The sequence below is a fragment of the Cupriavidus pauculus genome, assembly GCF_022179805.1.
In the GTDB taxonomy this organism is placed as follows: Bacteria; Pseudomonadota; Gammaproteobacteria; order Burkholderiales; family Burkholderiaceae; genus Cupriavidus; species Cupriavidus pauculus_E.
Map to the genome: position 1 here is coordinate 46,542 of NZ_BPUO01000015.1, position 17,029 is coordinate 63,570.

Here is a 17,029-nt window from a genome sequence, read left to right on the forward strand (position 1 = left end):
AAAATTCGTGCTGGCCACGGTCGCACGATTGAAGGAGACTATCATGCAGCGATTCTCGACCGTCGCACAGATTCTGGTCGCGGCTATTTCCATAGCCACTTCGGCAGCTTACGCGGAAGACCGCTGGCCCACCAAGCCCATTTCCCTCATCGTTCCTTACGCCCCTGGTGGCACCTCGGACGTGCTCGCACGAATCCTCGCTGCAAAGCTGCACGACAAGCTCGGGCAATCCGTCATCGTTGAGAACAAGCCCGGCGCGGGTGGCAATATCGGAACGAATCTTGTGGCCAAGGCGAAGCCCGATGGCTACACGTTTCTGGTGGGTTCCAGCGGGCCCATTGTTATTGCGGGCGCCCTGTATCCAAAGCTTCCCTATAAGCCTGAGACAGACTTCACCCCAGTCGCGCCGCTGGCGAAGGCCAGCTTCGTCGTCGCAGTGAACGCGAAATCGGGGCTCAACTCAATTCAGGACATCATCAACAAGGGGAAGACTGGCCAAATCTCCTTTGGCTCGGCCGGCTCCGGCTCGCCGCAACATATCATCGGCGAAATGTTCAATGTTGAAGCGAAGACCAAACTTCAGCACATCCCCTACAAGGGGTCCGGCCCGTTGTTGAATGATTTGGTAGGCGGACAGGTCGCGCTCGCATTTGAGAACCCGCTGCCCATCATGCCCCAGGTGAAGGCAGGGAACATCAAGGTACTGGCCATTACCAGCGCTCAGCGGTCGCCTCTGTTCCCGGATATCCCGACGCTCGCAGAGTCCGGCGTGAAGGGATTTGACGCACAGCCCTGGTACGGAATGCTGGCTCCCGCCGGGCTTCCAAACGATATTGCAGAAAAGATGAACACTGCTGTGCAGTCGATTCTCTCGTCAGCCGATGTCGTCGCGCAGTTGAAGGGCCAAGGCGCTGAACCGATGGCGATGAAGCCTGCGCAATTTCGCGCCCTCATCGGGTCCGACATTCGCAAGTGGGCCGACGCAGTCAAGCGTTCGGGTGCCACAGTAGACTAACCATACATCCCAACAACGATGAACAGAGATACCCTGAAGGAAACGGTCGCGTTGGAAGTAGACGGTGTAGACCTGGAAATCGCGGCTATCCACCGTCAAGGCGAACTGGCCCCCATCGTCTTCCTACACGGTTTCGGCTCGACAAAGGAAGATTACGCCGATATCGCCATTCACCCGGCGTTCGCTGGCCGTGCGTTTCTCGCCTACGATGCGCCTGGTTGTGGTGAGTCATTGTGCGGCGACCTTCAGCGTGTGAGCATTCCCATGCTGGTCGAGACCGCCAAAGCCATGCTCGCCCATTCGGGTATCGACCGGTTCCACTTGGTGGGCCACTCAATGGGCGGACTCACTGCGCTGATGCTCGCACATGAGCTGCGTGACCGGGTGTTGAGCTTCATTGACATCGAGGGCAATGTCGCGTCCGAAGATTGCTTCTTGAGCAGGCAGATTGTGGACTTCCCGGCGGAAGACCCTGCAGCCTTCTTCAACGAGTTCATTGATAGAAACTGGCACTCGTCTCAATATTCGTCGCCGCTCTATGCTGCCAGCTTGCGTCACAAAGTCCGCGCACAAGCCGTAGCAGGAATCTTTTCCTCGATGGTCCATCTTTCCGACTACGGCTCGCTGATGGACAAGTTCCTGGCGCTTCCATTTCCCCGGATGTTCATGTACGGCGTACAGAACAATCACCTGACCTACCTCCCTTTACTGGCCGAGTCAGGCGTGGAACTCGCTGAAATCAGCGAGTGCGCCCACTTTCCGATGTACTCTAATCCTGTGGAGATGTGGCGACGCATCGAGGCGTTCCTGACCAACGCCGAGCGCCGCTGAGCGCCACAACTCCTGCTGTCCGGGCTACGGCAGGACCGAAACCGAGCTTTGTCTTTACATGAACACTCGCTTTCTCGAGAGCTTTATCCTGGTCGTGCAGTTGGGAAGCTTCCGCGCCGCTGCAGAGAAGCTTCACATCACTCAGGCCACAATTTCGAACCGGATAGCATCTCTCGAGGAAGAGATTGGCGCGCGAGTATTTTCCCGGGATGCGGGCGACTTGCGCCTGACACCTGTGGGGATGAAACTCATCCCACTTGGCGAGCGCGTGCTCGAGATGCAGAAGTACATCATGCAGCTCGGACAATCCGACCAGAACGTTCTCGGTAGTGTACGCATCGGCGCAATTGACACCGTCGTGCACACGTGGCTGGTGGGCTTTATTGAGCATCTTCAAGCGTCCTATCCCGGAATCGAGGTCCAACTTAGTTCCGAGTCAACCGACCGTTTGAACAAGAGCCTCCGCGACGGCGACGTAGACATCGCGCTCCAAACGGACCAACTGGCTGGCGACGGCGTCGTGAGCACCACCTGCCTGCCCATGGGCGTAGGGTGGGTCGGGCCGGCCGGACGCGGCGAACCCAAAGTGGATGTGCGAGAGTTGCTCACGCAACCTGTAGTCACCATGAGCAGGGGCTCGCAGCCTTACCTGATCCTCAAGGACGTGTATAGGCGTGTTGGTTTGCCGATGGGCAAGGTGCACTGCGTAAATTCGATTGCGGCCCTTGCTCGTTTAGTCCGCAGTGGCTTGGGAAACGCCCTTATTCCTCTTCCCCCGGTCCGCGAGGAGGTGGTCCGGGGCGAACTACGCATTATCGAAACTGACATGCAGCTTCCTCCTCAGGGGCTTATTGTCAGTTATCTCGAAAGCCGTGAGTCGGACGCTATTCGACTAGTCGCCGAATTGGCCTGCCAGGAGGCTGACCGGTTTATGCGCTCAATGCCCGCTCCGTTCTCGCCTCAATAACGCACTTCTAGCTTCCGCGCACTCCCGCGTTCTCGAAGCCAGCGACCTATAGCTGCCTGGGAATTACCCTGAAGCGCGCCAAAGCCTAATATCTGCTTGAGGTTGGTGGACACAGAAATCAGGGATTACCCTTGATTATTCTGCCTTCCGTACCACTTGACGCACCAACAAGAGACGTATTGCGGCCACATTGGTGCACCAACCCTTAAGGGTCGAAAGAAACCTTATTAGGTGGTCGAAAAAATTCCCGTTTGTCCGTGACCAGCTCGTCTAAGTAGCATTCATATAACCAAAACGAGCGAGGTGATGGAATGTCAGAGAATAAATTCGGCATGCTTTTCGTGGCGTCGGATATTGGCGCCGATGACGAACATGATTTTAACGCCTGGTACGACCGCGAGCACATTGAAGAGCGTGTGCGCATGAATGGTGTTATCTCCGCGGCCCGCTACGTGGCAATTTCCGGGCGTCCAAAATACCTCGGTTTGTATTGGGCAGAATCGATTTCAGTTTTCGCTTCTCCGGCATATGCGCACGCGTTCCGTCACCAGACTCCCTGGTCAGTTAGTGTGCTGCCGAAGATTCAGAATCCGACACGCCGCATTGGTGAGGTCTCCGCCGACGTCGGGCAAGGCAGCGGAGGATGGGTGGCGGTACTTCCTCTGAATGCCGACACCCCTGCGTTCGAACAGAAGTGCGCAAATGTTGGAGCCCTGCTGGCGACCGACATTGGTTTCGTCCGTTCGTACGTCATCACGACGAACGACGAGCTCAGCCGACCACTTCCGCAGGAAGACCTGAGCAAGCGGGAGATGCGTCCGCTTTTTGTCATCGAAAGCAGCAACTCGGCCTCGAACGAAGCCGCGCTGCGCCACGCCATCGAGGCCCTGCCCTGTGCGCCTGCTGATGCTGCCCGCTATCAATTGACGTGGAAGCTGTCCCGTGAGGAGTTGAAGTAATGGACAACGCAACTACCTTCACTCCCGCGGCTGAGTCCGCGCACGTAGCGGCACCGCGCAAGAAAATGCGCCGTCTCGCTGCCGCGAGCTCCATAGGGACCACGCTGGAATGGTACGACTTCACGGTCTACAACCTCATGGCGGCGCTGGTCTTCAACAGCGTCTTCTTCCCGTCGCTGGACCCGCTGTCCGGCACTATCCTAGCGTTCTCGACCTACGCCGTTGGCTATCTGTCGCGTCCGTTCGGCGGCATCGTTTTCGGTCATCTTGGCGATAAGCTCGGACGTCGCTTTGTCCTGGTGGCCACTCTGGTTCTCATGGGCGCTTCCACCGGTCTCATGGGCATGCTTCCGACGTATGAGGTGTGGGGCATCTGGAGTCCTATTCTGCTGGTCGCTTTGCGCTTCCTTCAAGGTGTGTCTATTGGGGGGGAGTGGGCAGGAGCAGTTCTGCTTTCGATGGAGCACGGTAGTCAGGACCAGCGCGGGCGCAACGCGTCCTTCGCTCAGGTGGGACCCGCCTGCGGCACGCTGCTGGGAGCCGGCTTCATCACTTTCTTCACGTTCTTTCTGCCCACAGAAGCTTTCCATGACTGGGGCTGGCGCATTCCGTTCCTTTCCAGCGTTGGCCTGGTGGCATTCGGCCTGTGGCTGCGACGCGGCGTCGATGAAACTCCGATGTTCGAACAACTCGAACAAGGTCATAGCAAGGCCAAGATGCCGCTGAAGGAAGTTGTGGAGAGCCACTGGCGCCGCCTTCTCGTTGCGGGTGGTGTGCGAATCGGCTCCGACGTTGTATACGGCCTGCTCGTCGTCTTCACGCTGACGTATGTGACTACGGTGCTGAACCTTCCCCGTTCGCTGGCCCTGACCGCGACCATGTTAGGCGCCGCCCTTCACGCCGTTGCCGTACCAATCTTCGGCGCGCTGAGCGACAAACTCGGCCGCAGAGTGGTCTACGGGGCGGGCGCGGTGTGCTCCATCGGATGGGCGTTCGCTTACTTCGCCCTGATGAACACGCTTAATCCAGTCAACATTTGCATTGCCGTCGTCGTAGGGATGTTGTTCCAGGCAATGATGTACGGACCCCAAGCAGCATTCGTGACGGAACAGTTCCCGACCCGCGTCCGGTATGCCGGTGCGTCGTTGGCTGCAACGCTGGGCGGCATCATCGGTGGTGGCTTCGCTCCGCTCGTTTTTGCCAGCCTCTACAAGACGTACCAGTCTTCCGCCACGCTCTCCATCTACATCGCTGCGAGCCTGCTGGTCACTCTGGTGAGTCTCCTCGCCGCCAAGGAGACAGCGCACAAGCCGCTGGAACACTGACCTGCCCCGGCCGCCACTACGAAGTGCGGCCGGACCCTTGAATCGAAATCGGCATTTCAAGCATGACCCTCACCCTGGAAATAGCAGAGCCCGACAATATGGTCGTAGCGCGCATCCATGCGGCTGGTTCCGGCGCCCTACTGCTCGACGCTTCCACCGGCGCCTTCGACAACGATATCCAGTCGCTTCTGCTTTCCCTGGCTAGCAAGCTGCGTCAGCGACTAGGAGAAAAGACTCCTCACGAGGTGGTGCTCGGCGTCAACAACCTGCTCCTGACGTTCGACCCGCTCCAGCTGCATCCGAGAAAAGCGGAGGCGCTGATGCAACAGCTGTGGGAAACGGCTACACCCTCTCCCAACGGTGGACGGAACTTCGACATCCCAGTCACGTACGGCGGTGAGTACGGAGAGGACTTGAACGACCTCGCCGAGCGTGCCGGTGTTGGCGTTGAAGAGTACATCCGTCGACACAGCTCAGCCGTCTACACGGTTGCATGCATTGGTTCTATGCCGGGATTTGCCTACATGACAGGCTTGCCAGAGGAGCTTTGGGTGCCGAGGCGAGCCATGCCTCGCATGAAAGTTCAGAAAGGGGCGGTGATTGTAGGCGGCAGCCAGGCGGGCGTCATGCCTTGCACGGCTCCTTCAGGCTGGCACCTCATCGGCATAACCGACCGGGAAATGTTTGACGCGAGCAAGGAAGCGCCTTGTCTACTCGCACCCGGCGACACGGTTCGATTCAGTATCAAGGAGGTTTTGGTGTGATTGAGATTCTTTCAAACGGCGCGCCAAACGTAGTGCAGGACTTGGGGCGAAACGGCTGCCTGAGCTTCGGCGTCAGTCGTAGCGGCGCCATGGACCCATTCGCACTCGCCATCGGCAACGCTCTCGTTGGAAATGACCGCGGCGAGGCGGGCATAGAAATCAACCTCTTCCCGTTCCGCGCGAAGTTTCACCAAGACATGCGCTTCGCTGTCACGGGCGCAGACGTCAAGACAACGTTGGACGACCACCGTATGGCGCCTTGGTGGGGTCGCACGGCATCCGCCGGCCAAACCATCGTTATTGAGCGCCCCAGGCGCGGGGCGAGAGCTTATCTGGCCGTCGGCGGAGGCGTCAGCGTCGAACCCGTCCTTGGCTCGAAGTCCACCGACCTTAAGGGCTCTTTCGGCGGCGCGTCGGGACGCGGATTGATGCGCGGTGACCGCTTGGATGTCGGTCAAGTGTCGGTCCAGTCCTCCCAAGCATGGAAGGTCGGACTAGGCGTTGTTCCGCAAGGGCTAATCGAGTACTGGGATGAAGTCAGCAGCAACTGCGTCACCGTCCGAGTACTCCCTGCAGCCGAGTTCGAGCGGTTTACCCCTGAATCGAGGGCCGCCTTCCTGCACGAGGAATTCAAGGTCACGCCGGACTCCAATCGCGTCGGGTACCGACTGAACGGCCCGATACTCAGCCAGCATGAACATGTTGAGCTGCTCTCTCACGGCATCGTCGCCGGAACCATCCAAGTTCCGCCGTCCGGCCAGGCCATCGTGCAACTTGCTGAAGCCAACACTTGCGGCGGCTATCCCAAGATTGCAACGGTGATTGAAGCCGACTTGTGGAAGCTCTCTCAGGCTCCCATTGGCTGCGCCATCCGATTCGTACTCACCGACATTGATACCGCTGTTGCTGCGCTGCAGACAAAGCGCGACGAAGAACTGCGAATCCGAGACACCCTGGCGATGATGTCAGGCCGAGCATAGACACCTCCTCAGATAACCCGACAAGGAACTAAAAATCATGAGCACGCAAAGCGAAGCCATCCAAGTAGACCTCAACTCCGACATGGGCGAAGGCTTTGGCGCATACCGCATGGGAGACGATGCTGCCATCCTCGAAATCGTCACGTCCGCTAACGTCGCATGCGGCATGCACGCTGGTGACCCTGAAATCATGGCCAAGACCTTTTCGCTAGCCAAGGCTCGAGGCGTTGCCGTGGGTGCTCATCCTGGCTTCCCCGACCTGTGGGGATTCGGCCGTCGTGTCATCCCCTTCACGCACGGGGAAATCGAACGCCTGGTTGCCTATCAGATTGGCGCTGCCCAAGCGCTGTCGCGTTACGCTGACCACCCCATTACCTACGTGAAAGCACACGGGGCGCTCGGCAACCTGACCCAAACGGACGAAGCGGTAGCCAAGGCAATCGCACGTGCGATTAAGGCTGTCGACCCGAACCTCATCTGCATGACCTTCGCCGGTGCAGTCATGGAACGCGTAGCGTCCGACATGGGACTGTCCGTCAGGCGCGAAGTTTTCGCGGACCGCGCGTACACCGAGGAAGGAAATCTGGTGCACCGGTCTGTGCCGGGCGCAGTACTCCATGACGGCGATGAAGCTGCCGCTCGCATGCTACGCATGGTCAAGGCGGGAGCCATTGAGACCGTCTCCGGGAAGCTGTTGCCGGTGCAGATTGACACCATTTGCGTCCATAGCGACACGCCCGGTGCAATCCAAATGGCGGCAAAAGTGCGTAGCACGCTTGAAGGCGCAGGCATCGTGGTTAAGTCATTCAGCTGAGGCGAACATGGATTTGAAGTTCGTCGAAACTCTGGTCAGTGTGCTCGAACGCTCCAAGGCACTCAGCGAAATCGAGTATAGCGATGGCCAACGTCACGTAACGCTGAAGCGTGCTTCGTCGGGCACCACAGTCTCGGCAACGCCGTTTGACCATCCGCTTGCGGAAGCTAGGACCCTCGACCGGATACCGGCGGCAGTCGAGCATCCTGCAGCCGCATCGATAGCAGCTGCGCCCAACACCCACACCATAGTCGCCGGCATGATTGGGACCTTCTATCGCTCTCCAGCGCCGAACCAACCCGCCTTTGTGTCTGTCGGTGACTCGGTGAAAGAAGGTCAGACGCTGGCAATCGTGGAGGCGATGAAGCTACTCAACCCTATTGATGCGGATAGGGCTGGTCGGGTTTCCGAAATTCTCGTGGCAGACGGCACAGCCGTTGGAGCCGATACCCCACTGTTCGTCATTGAGGACTTGGAGGCGTCAAATGTTTGACACAGTCCTTATAGCTAATCGGGGCGAGATTGCGCTCAGAATCCATCGAGCCTGCCGCAAATTGGGCTTGAAAACGGTTGCAGCATACTCAGATGCCGATGCTCTTCTTCGGCACGTGAGTCTTGCCGACAAGGCAATTTGTATTGGACCTGCCCCTTCGGCGAAGAGCTACCTGAACCAGCACGAGATTCTGCTGGCGGCGAAAGCAACGGGAGCCGGTGCCATTCATCCTGGATACGGCTTTTTGTCGGAGAATGCCTCGTTTGCGGAAGCGGTCGAGCATGCCGGTCTGGTCTTCATTGGACCAAGCTCGAAATCCATCCGGCTGATGGGTGACAAAGTCACTGCAAAACAAGCCATGGCGGAGGCGGGAGTTCCCTGCGTACCTGGCTCGGATGGCTCTCTGCCCGACGACCCATCAAGCATTGTGGAAGTTGCTGCACGAGTTGGCTATCCGCTCATTGTTAAGGCGGCTGGCGGTGGCGGCGGAAGAGGCATGCGGGTCGTCGAATCCCCTGATGAGTTGGTCAAGTCGGTGGCTATGACCCGGGAAGAAGCTGGACGCGCATTTGGTAACCCCACCGTGTATCTGGAGCGGTATCTGAAGACGCCGCGCCACGTCGAGATTCAGGTCCTGGCCGACAGTCACGGCAACGCCATCTGGCTCGGCGAGCGCGACTGCTCCACACAAAGACGTCACCAGAAGCTCATCGAAGAGTCTCCGGCCCCTGGGATTGACCGCAGTGAGATTGTAAGAATCGGCGACCTATGTGCGCAAGCCTGCGTCCAGATTGGATACCGTGGGGCGGGTACATTCGAGTTCCTCTATGAAGAGGGCGAGTTCTTCTTCATCGAGATGAACACCCGCGTCCAGGTCGAGCATCCAGTTACCGAACTTGTGACGGGCGTTGACATTGTGGCTGAGCAGCTTCGTATTGCACGCGGCGAACGGCTGGGAATTAAGCAAGCCGATGTGACCTTCTCGGGCCACGCCATTGAATGTCGAATCAATGCCGAACATCCGTGGAAGTTCACACCTTGCCCGGGAAAAATCGACGAGTGGCTTATCCCCGGTGGACCGGGCGTTCGGGTTGAATCCCACGTGTATGCGGGATACGTCGTGCCTCCGCACTACGACTCCCTCATCGCCAAGCTGCTTGTCCATGGAAGTACCCGAGAGGAAGCCATCGCCCGTATGAAGACCGCGCTAGATGAGCTACATGTTCGCGGAATTCAGACCACCACCTCGCTGCATCGCAAATTGATGGACGAGCCGGATTTCGCGGACGGAGGTGCCGACATTCACTACCTAGAACGATTGATTCCGCAATGGGGCACCGCCAAGGGGGATAGTCATGAACGTTGAAGTGCTCTCTTCGTTGGTCGCTGCACTTGAGCGAGCGGGCATCTCGACGTTCTCCTATCGAGAAGGCTCCGAAACACTGACGCTGCGCTTCGGCCAAACGGCTCAGCCTTCACCTCTGGCTTCGCCCGAAACTGCTTCCCATGTACCTCCTGGCGACAGCGCTCCAGCGAAATTAGAGATTCTCTCCAATGGCACCGGTTCGTTTAGTCGCTCTCACCCACTTGCGGAGCGTGCGTTTGAGCAAGTGAGGCAGGGAGACCATATCGGGTACCTGACTGTCGAATCGGTATGGAGCGCTATCGTCGCACCCGTTGATGGGCTGGCTACCGCACAACTTACAGAAGACGGCGGAACCGTTGGATACGGCCAGCCGGTACTCGAACTCCTCGAATCGTAGTCGTTTCCTTTGCACCCCCAAAATCCCTTGGAAGGACAGACGCCATGAAGCGCCTCATAAATGCTCTACTTGCCGCAGTGTGCCTTATCGGCTCGCAGGCCTTCGCGAGCACCGCGGACTATCCGAACAAGCCGATACGCTTGCTGGTGCCCTACCCTCCCGGCGGCTCGACCGATGGCGTCGCTCGCCTCGTGGGCCAAAGACTGACAGCAAAACTCGGGCAGCCCGTTGTGGTGGACAATCGTCCCGGGGCTAGTGAAGCCATCGCCGCAAGCGCTGTAGCAAAGTCTGCTCCGGACGGCTACTCGCTCTTGTTCGCCACGATGACGGGCCTTTCGGTAAATCCGAGCCTGTACAGCAAACTTAGCTACGACCCAGCCAAGGACTTTGCGCCAATCATCCAGGTGACCTCGATTCCCAGCGTGGTAGTGGTCAACCCGAATGTGCCTGTGCAATCGATGGCGGACCTGGCTCGCTATCTGAAGAGTCGGCCCGCATCAGAAGGTTACGCATCCGCAGGGAACGGGACGCCAAGTCACCTCGGCATGGAACTGTACAAGAAGGCTACCGGGACCAATGTCGTTCACGTGCCGTACAAGGGAGGCGCGCCCGCCCTGCAAGACCTGATGGCCGGGCAAGTGCAAATCATGATGGCGCTGGCGCCGGAAGCCATGCCTCTGGTGAAGGGTGGCAAGCTCAAAGCACTGGCTATCACAACCACGACGCGCGCTACCGCCTATCCTGAACTCCCGACAGTTTCGGAAAATGGCCTACCAGGCTTCGAGATGATTTTCTGGCAAGCGCTGGTCGCTCCCGCTGGGACGCCGAAAGAAATTGCCGCGAAGCTCAACAAGGCGGTCAACGAGATTCTGTCGGAACCCGATATCAAGCGTCGACTTGTGGAAATGGACCTTGAGCCAGCGGGCGGAACCCAGGACGCCCTCGGAAACTTGATGCGAACGCAGGCGACCAAATGGAAAAAGGTTGTTGTGGACGCTGGCATCAAGCTTGACTAACAGGCATCGCGCGGGGCTTCGTGACCTCCTGCCGCCACTTGCACTCCGGGGTGACGGCACTGCAATCGGCAACATACGTGCGTAACCCTAGCCTCATCCGATGGGAATATGCATGCGATACGCAATTCGGAATTTACACAACTAGGCTAGCTCGGGAAACTCATCCACGGGTTCGTCCGGGCGCCCACAAGGAACCGGGCGGCCCTTTGGGATGGCGAGAGCGATACGGCTTCTGAAACACAGAAGCCCTAAGGCCAGCATCGTGTGGGATGCCTGCCGCTCGCTCCGCCAGCCTTTCCCACGAGAGGCGGGAGCTCAGTGAGTATGAACATGAATGTGAATCAGAGAATGGACTTGTGCGGCCTGCTTGAGAACAATCGGCAATGGGCTTCCGACGTGGAAGACCGCCGTCCGGGGTTCTTTCAGTCGCTCATGCAACAACAAGCGCCACAGTGGCTATGGATTGGCTGCGCGGATAGTCGAGTTCCTGCGAATGAGCTCGTTGGCCTGCAGCCCGGTGAGTTGTTCGTCCATCGGAACATCGCGAATGTCGTCGCACACTCGGATTTGAATTGCCTCTCGGTGCTTCAGTATGCCGTCGACATGCTGAAGGTTCAGCATGTCGCTGTGGTAGGCCATTCGGGTTGCGGCGGAGTTCGCGCTGCTCTCGAGAAAACGCGCATCGGTATTGCGGACAACTGGGTACGACACATTCGCGATGTGGTCGAGAAGCATTCGTCGTGGCTGGAAACGCTTTCGCCTGACCAACAACTCGATGCCACATGCCGACTGAATGTACTCGAACAGACACGGAATCTCTGCCTCACCACAGTGATGCAGGACGCTTGGTCGCGTGGTCAAACTGTCGCCGTTCATGGCCTCATCTACAGCCTTCAAGATGGACTATTGAAGAGCCTGTCACTCACCGTAAGGTCGTTGGATGATGTGGAGCGAAACTATGCCTTAGCTCTTGCGGAACTGATGCTGCCAAAGGCGGCTGTGCCAACTCCTACGCACTGCGATTGCTCGGAGCATGTCTTGACCGCGGCATGATGAGCCACCACATGCTCCTTGGTGGCCACGCTTCATCAACCTCCCCGAAGACACACCTTGCGAAGTCTTTCTGTACCTGTGCGGCGCGCCCTCGCAGCGTAGGCGCTGAGTTTGAGAATGTGCCTTCGATAGAGCACTCTTTTTTGTTTCTTTCGTTGGCATGAAAGTATGAGTTACCAGCTGTATTCACGTATTGAACTGGCGGTCACTCATAATTAATTTTTGAGATATTATTTTTTCGAAATTTTTCGCCTCATAATGACGATTATCTATCCATTATGACCGTCTCTCGCGTTATACTGTCTTCGTCATCCGTCGGCCGACCACAAAGGCGACCCGACGTGTAGCCAGCCCTCCAAGAGAAGGGGCTGTTGGGATGACCGCTCCATTGGTCGGCTGAAGACGGCAGCAATGGAGGGAGACCCGGTCACGGTGGGGAAGAGTTGAGACAACCGGCACGCAGGTGACGATAGTGCGTGACTCGAATGACTGTCTGAATCATCCAAGTTTGGTATGACGGAAGGGGCAGTGCGCTCTGCGTGCTAAGGGGCCTGCGGCTATCCCTTTCATATCTAAAGGAAGGATATCCTCACAAAAGCATATCTATATCTTTGCATGAGGATATGCTTAGGTTATTCCTTGCGGCTCCTTTCTCGCCCGCACATTTCTCCCGGAATAACCCTCGCGTACCTAGCCGCTACGTCTACATCCAAAAATCTATCGCTCCCCCTCGAACTGCTTCGCAGTGGGCAGCCAGGGCGGATAGCACTGCGTGGATAGACTCAGACCTCGTCGGAGATGCGGAAGCGCGCAGATTGCGTGTACCGACTGCGCGGGTAGTAGCTTAACGTGACCTGAACGAGGGATTGGTTCGCATCGTAGTAGAACCGGGTCATCTGCAACGCCGGCTCTCCTATTGGTGCCTTCAAGATGTCCGCCAACTCCTCATCCAGCACCGTAGCGGTCACGTCCTGCCGAATCTCACATACGCGTACGTTGAACAGCTTTTCGATGGTCTGATAGACCGGGGTGTTCGATATGGTCGGCCGCTCTTGGGCCGCCGCATAACGCGCAGGCACGTAGATTTTCAGATAGCTCATCGGAAGCTCGGCGCCAGGAGTATTCCGCACAAACGTGGCTTCTGAGAGGAGCAGGCCGGGATTGCACTCGACCATCTCGCCCAAGGCCTCATCGACAATCACTTCTCGCCTCGACAGCGCGTGCATCTCCGTATCACCGACGAATTGGAGAAGGTCCTCGGCGGAATTCAACGCCTTGAACTTGCCCTGCGACTGGATGGGCTCCCGAACGATGGTACCAATCCCTGGATGGGAGGAAATCAGCCCCCGGTCGCGCAGCATCCTCAGGGCAAAGCGGACGGTTTGCCGACTGACGCCGTAGCGCTCGGTCAATTCCTTCTCTGAAGGGAGTGTGGTCGCCGGCGGATACTTGCCGTCCTGAATTTCACGGGCAAGCATGTCCGCAAGCGTCGAATAGAGTGGCTGCTGTCCGGCGGCTCGCACCAGACGCTCAGGCACCACCCCTTCCGTTGTCATCGCCATGACGTCCTGTCAATAAAAGCGCCGAATCAGTCTTGCAAGTCGAGTCGGCTGCATACAAAAAGAAGCGCATATTGTCGCCTACTTGCGCCCTAAACAGCCACGAAGGCCGCCCGAGCCGCCGTGTGACCTCCATTCTAGGGCCGCAACTGCGCACATGAGACGCTGTCACCGCGGATAGCTCTCTCCCTCCCGAGCATCATTAGGCACTTTTATTCAGTGTATACGCCGCGAAAGAGGTAAACCCTGATACCAATCGCGACTTTCCGACTCATAATGTACGTACAGGCGGACAGCCGTACATACGCATAACTACTGAACACAGACGAGTGCGGGCCACGCCGGCGACGTAGAGCGGAACAACATCGACCATCAGAAAACACCGGAGACATGCATGACGAACACCCTACGCATCGCGCTTGGCGCCCTGGCCTACACCGTAGTCGCCGCTGCACCGGCCCATGCCGCTGACCCGGCTGCGGCGTACCCGACCAGGCCCATCAAGATGATTGTTCCGTTTCCGGCCGGCGGCACGACGGACACGCTGATGCGCCTGATTTCGCCCACGCTCACCAAGGAGTTAGGCCAACCGGTGGTTATTGAGAACAAGTCCGGAGCCTCGGCGACGCTGGGTGCCGATGCAGCAGCGAAGTCCGCCCCGGACGGCTACACCCTCTTGGCCGGCAGTGCCCACCACACCATCGCGCAGTCAGTGTTGAAGCTGTCCTACAAGTTCGATACGGACCTGGTGCCAATCGCCATGACCGCCATCGTGCCGAACGTGGTCGTCGTCAACAGCAACGTCAAGGCCAAGACCATTCAGGAACTCGTTGCAGACGCCAAGGCAAATCCGGAGAAATACAACTACGGCTCCGCCGGCCCTGGCAGCGCGCACCACTTGATTGGCGAGATGTTCAAGCTGAAGACCGGCGCCCCTATTACGCACATTCCCTATCGTGGCAGCGCACCAGCCGTATCGGACCTACTTGGTGGCCAGGTGCTCATCATGTTTGACACCGTGACATCGGCGCTCCCCCATATCAAGTCGGGTAAGACGCGCGCCCTCGCCGTTACGACCGCGACCCGTTCGAGCGCCCTCCCAGACGTTCCCACGCTGGCCGAGACTGGCGTGAAGGGCATCGACGTGGGTACATGGTTCGGCGTTCTGGCACCGACTGGCACACCGCAACCCATCATCGACAAGCTCAACGCAGCCATCGTCAAGGCTGTCAAAGACCCAGCTATCAGCAAGCAACTGCTGACACAAGGCATCGAACCGCACCCGAGCAGCCAGGCCGAATTTAGGGCGCTCATTGCCAAAGAAATCACCGATTTCAAGAACCTGGTTGCGCAAACCAAGTTGACCGTCAACTGAGAGCTGCACATCGGCACCGCTCCAAACGACACCACCACCCTAGTACGCCAAACAGCATGACTACACAGCAAGTTCTCTGCGCCATTGAAGGTGGCATTGCCACCATCACCCTGGACAACCCACCGGTCAACGTTGTGACCCTGACCCTTTCCCGCCAACTGGGCGAGACCTTGGACGCCCTAGCGGCAAACGACGGCGTGCGCGCACTCATTCTGCGAGGCGCAGGTACGAAGGCATTCTGTGCCGGGTCCGACATCGGTGAGTTCATCGAGCTCGACCTCATGTCGCCCGGTCAGGTGGTTCCGAAGAAGCTCAAGAGACAGAACGAAATCTTCTTCCAGTTGGAGAGCTTTCCGAAGCCGACCGTCGCGGCTATTGAAGGCCTCGCATTTGGTGGCGGCCTGGAAATCGCTTTGTGCTGCGACCTGATTGTGGCTTCGGAAACAAGCCGGGTTGCGCTGCCGGAAATCAAGCTCGGCGTCTTCCCGAGTAGCGGCGGCACCGTCCGCGCCACGCGCCGAATCGGTTCCGCCCGCGCCAAGGAGATGATTTTTCTGGGCGAGCCGCTGGACGCCGCGACTGCGCTGTCCTGGGGGCTTATCAACCGGGTCGCTCCCACGGGACAAGCCTATGCAACGGCCCAGGAGCTCTGCAGCGCCCTCGCCCGCCGCCCTCGCCAGGCCCTGGCGCTATGCAAATCCATCATCAACATGTCCTTCGATGCCCCTGTGCGCGAGGTCATGGAAGCCTCGTTCGCAGCTAGCGACAAGGCGTTCAGTTCGCCCGAATGCTCGGAAGGCGTACGGGCGTTCTTTGCGAAAGAAACGCCGAACTACGAAGGCATTTGAAGCGAACGCCTGCTGTGTCACCTTGTTTTAGTTGAAGGAAGTAGAAATGAAACCGCTGGAAGGTCTCCGCATTCTCTCGCTCGAGCAGTTCGCTGCCGGTCCCTATGGTTCGATGTTCCTCGCCGACATGGGCGCTGAGGTCATCAAGATTGAGAACAAGGCGATTGGCGGGGACCCCTCGCGACACATTGGCCCATACCATCTTGGCGAAGCGGACAGCCTGTTCTTCCAGGGCTGGAACACGAACAAGCGCAGCGTCGTGTTGGACATGAAGGCCGAAGATGACCGAAAAGTCTTCGAGAAGCTCGTAGCGGGTGCCGATGCGGTGGTCAACAATCTGCGCGGCGACCAGCCTGAGAAGCTGTCCATCGACTACAAAAGCCTCAAGCACCTGAACGCCAAGCTGGTCTGCCTGCATATCTCGGCATATGGCCGTAACAACTCGCGGGAGGCCTGGCCGGGCTACGACTTCCTGATGCAGGCCGAATCCGGCCTGATGGACCTGACCGGCGACCCGTCTGGCGCCCCGACGCGCTTCGGCGCATCGGTCATCGACTACATGACCGGCATCACTGGGATGGTGGGCCTGCTGGGTAAGCTGCGCAGTGCTGACAGGACGGGAATTGGTGGCGATGTGGATGTCAGCCTGTTTGATGTCGCCCTGCACCAGTTGGGCTACGCTGGTACTTGGTACCTCAACGAAGGCTTTGTGTCTGGCCGCGTACCCCGCGGGGCTCACCTCTCGGTCACTCCTGTTCAAACCTTCCAGGCGGCGGATGGTTGGATTTACGTCATGTGCATGACCGACCGGTTCTGGGACTCACTGCTTGAAGTGCTCGGCAGCCCCACCCTGCGTGCAGACGAGCGCTTCCAGTCCCAGGCACTCCGGCTTACGAACCGGGACGCACTGACCGTGGCACTCGATAACGAGTTCAAGAAGCAACCCGTCGAGCATTGGCTCAACGTCCTGCGTGGCGTCCTGCCGATTGCCCCGGTCTTGAACTTGAAGCAGGCACTGGACAATCCGTTCGTCGAGGAAGTTGGCATGATTAGCCAGGTCCCGCATCCGCAGAAGGACGACCTGAAGTTGCTGGCTAACCCGCTGAGGTTCGATGGCGAGCGTTTAAGTCAAAGTCCGTGCAACCCGCTCGGCGCCGACCAGTCCATGGCGCTGACCCCGACCCGACAAGCCGCCTGATTGGCAGGCATCAGGGGCATTATGCACCTGGGCAAATAGGCTCAGGTGCCTCGCATTTCCCGGCCAGCA

17 protein-coding genes are annotated in these 17,029 nt (G+C 58.4%); 16 read left to right on the forward strand and 1 reads right to left on the reverse strand.

The features are described from left to right. Positions 1-43 precede the first annotated feature (43 nt). The 13 genes from MFF62_RS24700 (at position 44) to can (ending at position 11,980) form a co-directional block, all read left to right on the forward strand. On the forward strand, positions 44-1,015 hold the full coding sequence (locus tag MFF62_RS24700) for a Bug family tripartite tricarboxylate transporter substrate binding protein (protein ID WP_238265763.1): 972 nt from the start codon (positions 44-46) through the stop codon (positions 1,013-1,015). A gap of 18 nt (positions 1,016-1,033) precedes the next feature. Continuing rightward, positions 1,034-1,846: an alpha/beta fold hydrolase gene (locus tag MFF62_RS24705; RefSeq protein ID WP_238265764.1), complete on the forward strand. Its 813-nt coding sequence runs from the start codon at positions 1,034-1,036 to the stop codon at positions 1,844-1,846. Between the two features lie 58 nt (positions 1,847-1,904). After that, complete coding sequence (locus tag MFF62_RS24710; protein WP_238265765.1) at positions 1,905-2,813, forward strand: LysR family transcriptional regulator; 909 nt, start codon at positions 1,905-1,907, stop codon at positions 2,811-2,813. A 311-nt stretch (positions 2,814-3,124) separates the two neighbouring features. After that, complete coding sequence (locus tag MFF62_RS24715; protein WP_238265766.1) at positions 3,125-3,772, forward strand: DUF4286 family protein; 648 nt, start codon at positions 3,125-3,127, stop codon at positions 3,770-3,772. After that, entirely contained in the window at positions 3,772-5,097 is a 1,326-nt protein-coding gene (locus MFF62_RS24720; protein WP_404990830.1) for an MFS transporter, read from the forward strand. The genes MFF62_RS24715 and MFF62_RS24720 overlap by 1 nt, the downstream gene beginning before the upstream one ends. Before the next feature lie 62 nt (positions 5,098-5,159). Continuing rightward, a complete protein-coding gene (gene pxpB, locus MFF62_RS24725; protein WP_238265767.1) occupies positions 5,160-5,861 on the forward strand; it encodes a 5-oxoprolinase subunit PxpB in 702 nt (233 codons plus the stop codon). Then, positions 5,858-6,841: a 5-oxoprolinase subunit C family protein gene (locus MFF62_RS24730; RefSeq protein WP_238265768.1), complete on the forward strand. Its 984-nt coding sequence runs from the start codon at positions 5,858-5,860 to the stop codon at positions 6,839-6,841. The genes pxpB and MFF62_RS24730 overlap by 4 nt, the downstream gene beginning before the upstream one ends. A gap of 37 nt (positions 6,842-6,878) precedes the next feature. Continuing rightward, on the forward strand, positions 6,879-7,655 hold the full coding sequence (locus MFF62_RS24735; RefSeq protein WP_238265769.1) for a LamB/YcsF family protein: 777 nt from the start codon (positions 6,879-6,881) through the stop codon (positions 7,653-7,655). 7 nt (positions 7,656-7,662) lie between these two features. Beyond that, positions 7,663-8,148, forward strand: coding sequence for an acetyl-CoA carboxylase biotin carboxyl carrier protein (gene accB, locus MFF62_RS24740; protein ID WP_283205377.1), 486 nt, complete (start codon positions 7,663-7,665; stop codon positions 8,146-8,148). Then, complete coding sequence (gene accC, locus MFF62_RS24745) at positions 8,141-9,514, forward strand: acetyl-CoA carboxylase biotin carboxylase subunit (RefSeq protein ID WP_238265770.1); 1,374 nt, start codon at positions 8,141-8,143, stop codon at positions 9,512-9,514. The genes accB and accC overlap by 8 nt, the downstream gene beginning before the upstream one ends. Next, complete coding sequence (locus MFF62_RS24750; protein ID WP_238265771.1) at positions 9,504-9,911, forward strand: acetyl-CoA carboxylase biotin carboxyl carrier protein; 408 nt, start codon at positions 9,504-9,506, stop codon at positions 9,909-9,911. The genes accC and MFF62_RS24750 overlap by 11 nt, the downstream gene beginning before the upstream one ends. Before the next feature lie 44 nt (positions 9,912-9,955). Beyond that, entirely contained in the window at positions 9,956-10,927 is a 972-nt protein-coding gene (locus MFF62_RS24755; RefSeq protein WP_238265772.1) for a Bug family tripartite tricarboxylate transporter substrate binding protein, read from the forward strand. A gap of 324 nt (positions 10,928-11,251) precedes the next feature. Beyond that, positions 11,252-11,980, forward strand: coding sequence for a carbonate dehydratase (can, locus tag MFF62_RS24760; protein WP_404990831.1), 729 nt, complete (start codon positions 11,252-11,254; stop codon positions 11,978-11,980). Between the two features lie 782 nt (positions 11,981-12,762). Here can and MFF62_RS24765 read toward each other — a convergent pair. After that, the gene (locus MFF62_RS24765; RefSeq protein ID WP_238265774.1) at positions 12,763-13,542 is read right to left on the reverse strand and encodes a GntR family transcriptional regulator; all 780 of its coding nucleotides are present in this window, start codon (positions 13,540-13,542) and stop codon (positions 12,763-12,765) included. Between the two features lie 391 nt (positions 13,543-13,933). On the opposite strand from MFF62_RS24765, the gene MFF62_RS24770 reads away from it, so the two are divergent. From MFF62_RS24770 to MFF62_RS24780, 3 genes are read left to right on the forward strand one after another with little or no spacing between them, the layout of a single operon-like run. Continuing rightward, a complete protein-coding gene (locus tag MFF62_RS24770) occupies positions 13,934-14,914 on the forward strand; it encodes a tripartite tricarboxylate transporter substrate binding protein (protein ID WP_238265775.1) in 981 nt (326 codons plus the stop codon). A gap of 56 nt (positions 14,915-14,970) precedes the next feature. Next, the gene (locus tag MFF62_RS24775) at positions 14,971-15,762 is read left to right on the forward strand and encodes an enoyl-CoA hydratase/isomerase family protein (protein ID WP_238265776.1); all 792 of its coding nucleotides are present in this window, start codon (positions 14,971-14,973) and stop codon (positions 15,760-15,762) included. Positions 15,763-15,808: 46 nt separating this feature from the next. Continuing rightward, a complete protein-coding gene (locus MFF62_RS24780) occupies positions 15,809-16,960 on the forward strand; it encodes a CaiB/BaiF CoA transferase family protein (protein WP_238265777.1) in 1,152 nt (383 codons plus the stop codon). Positions 16,961-17,029 lie beyond the last annotated feature (69 nt).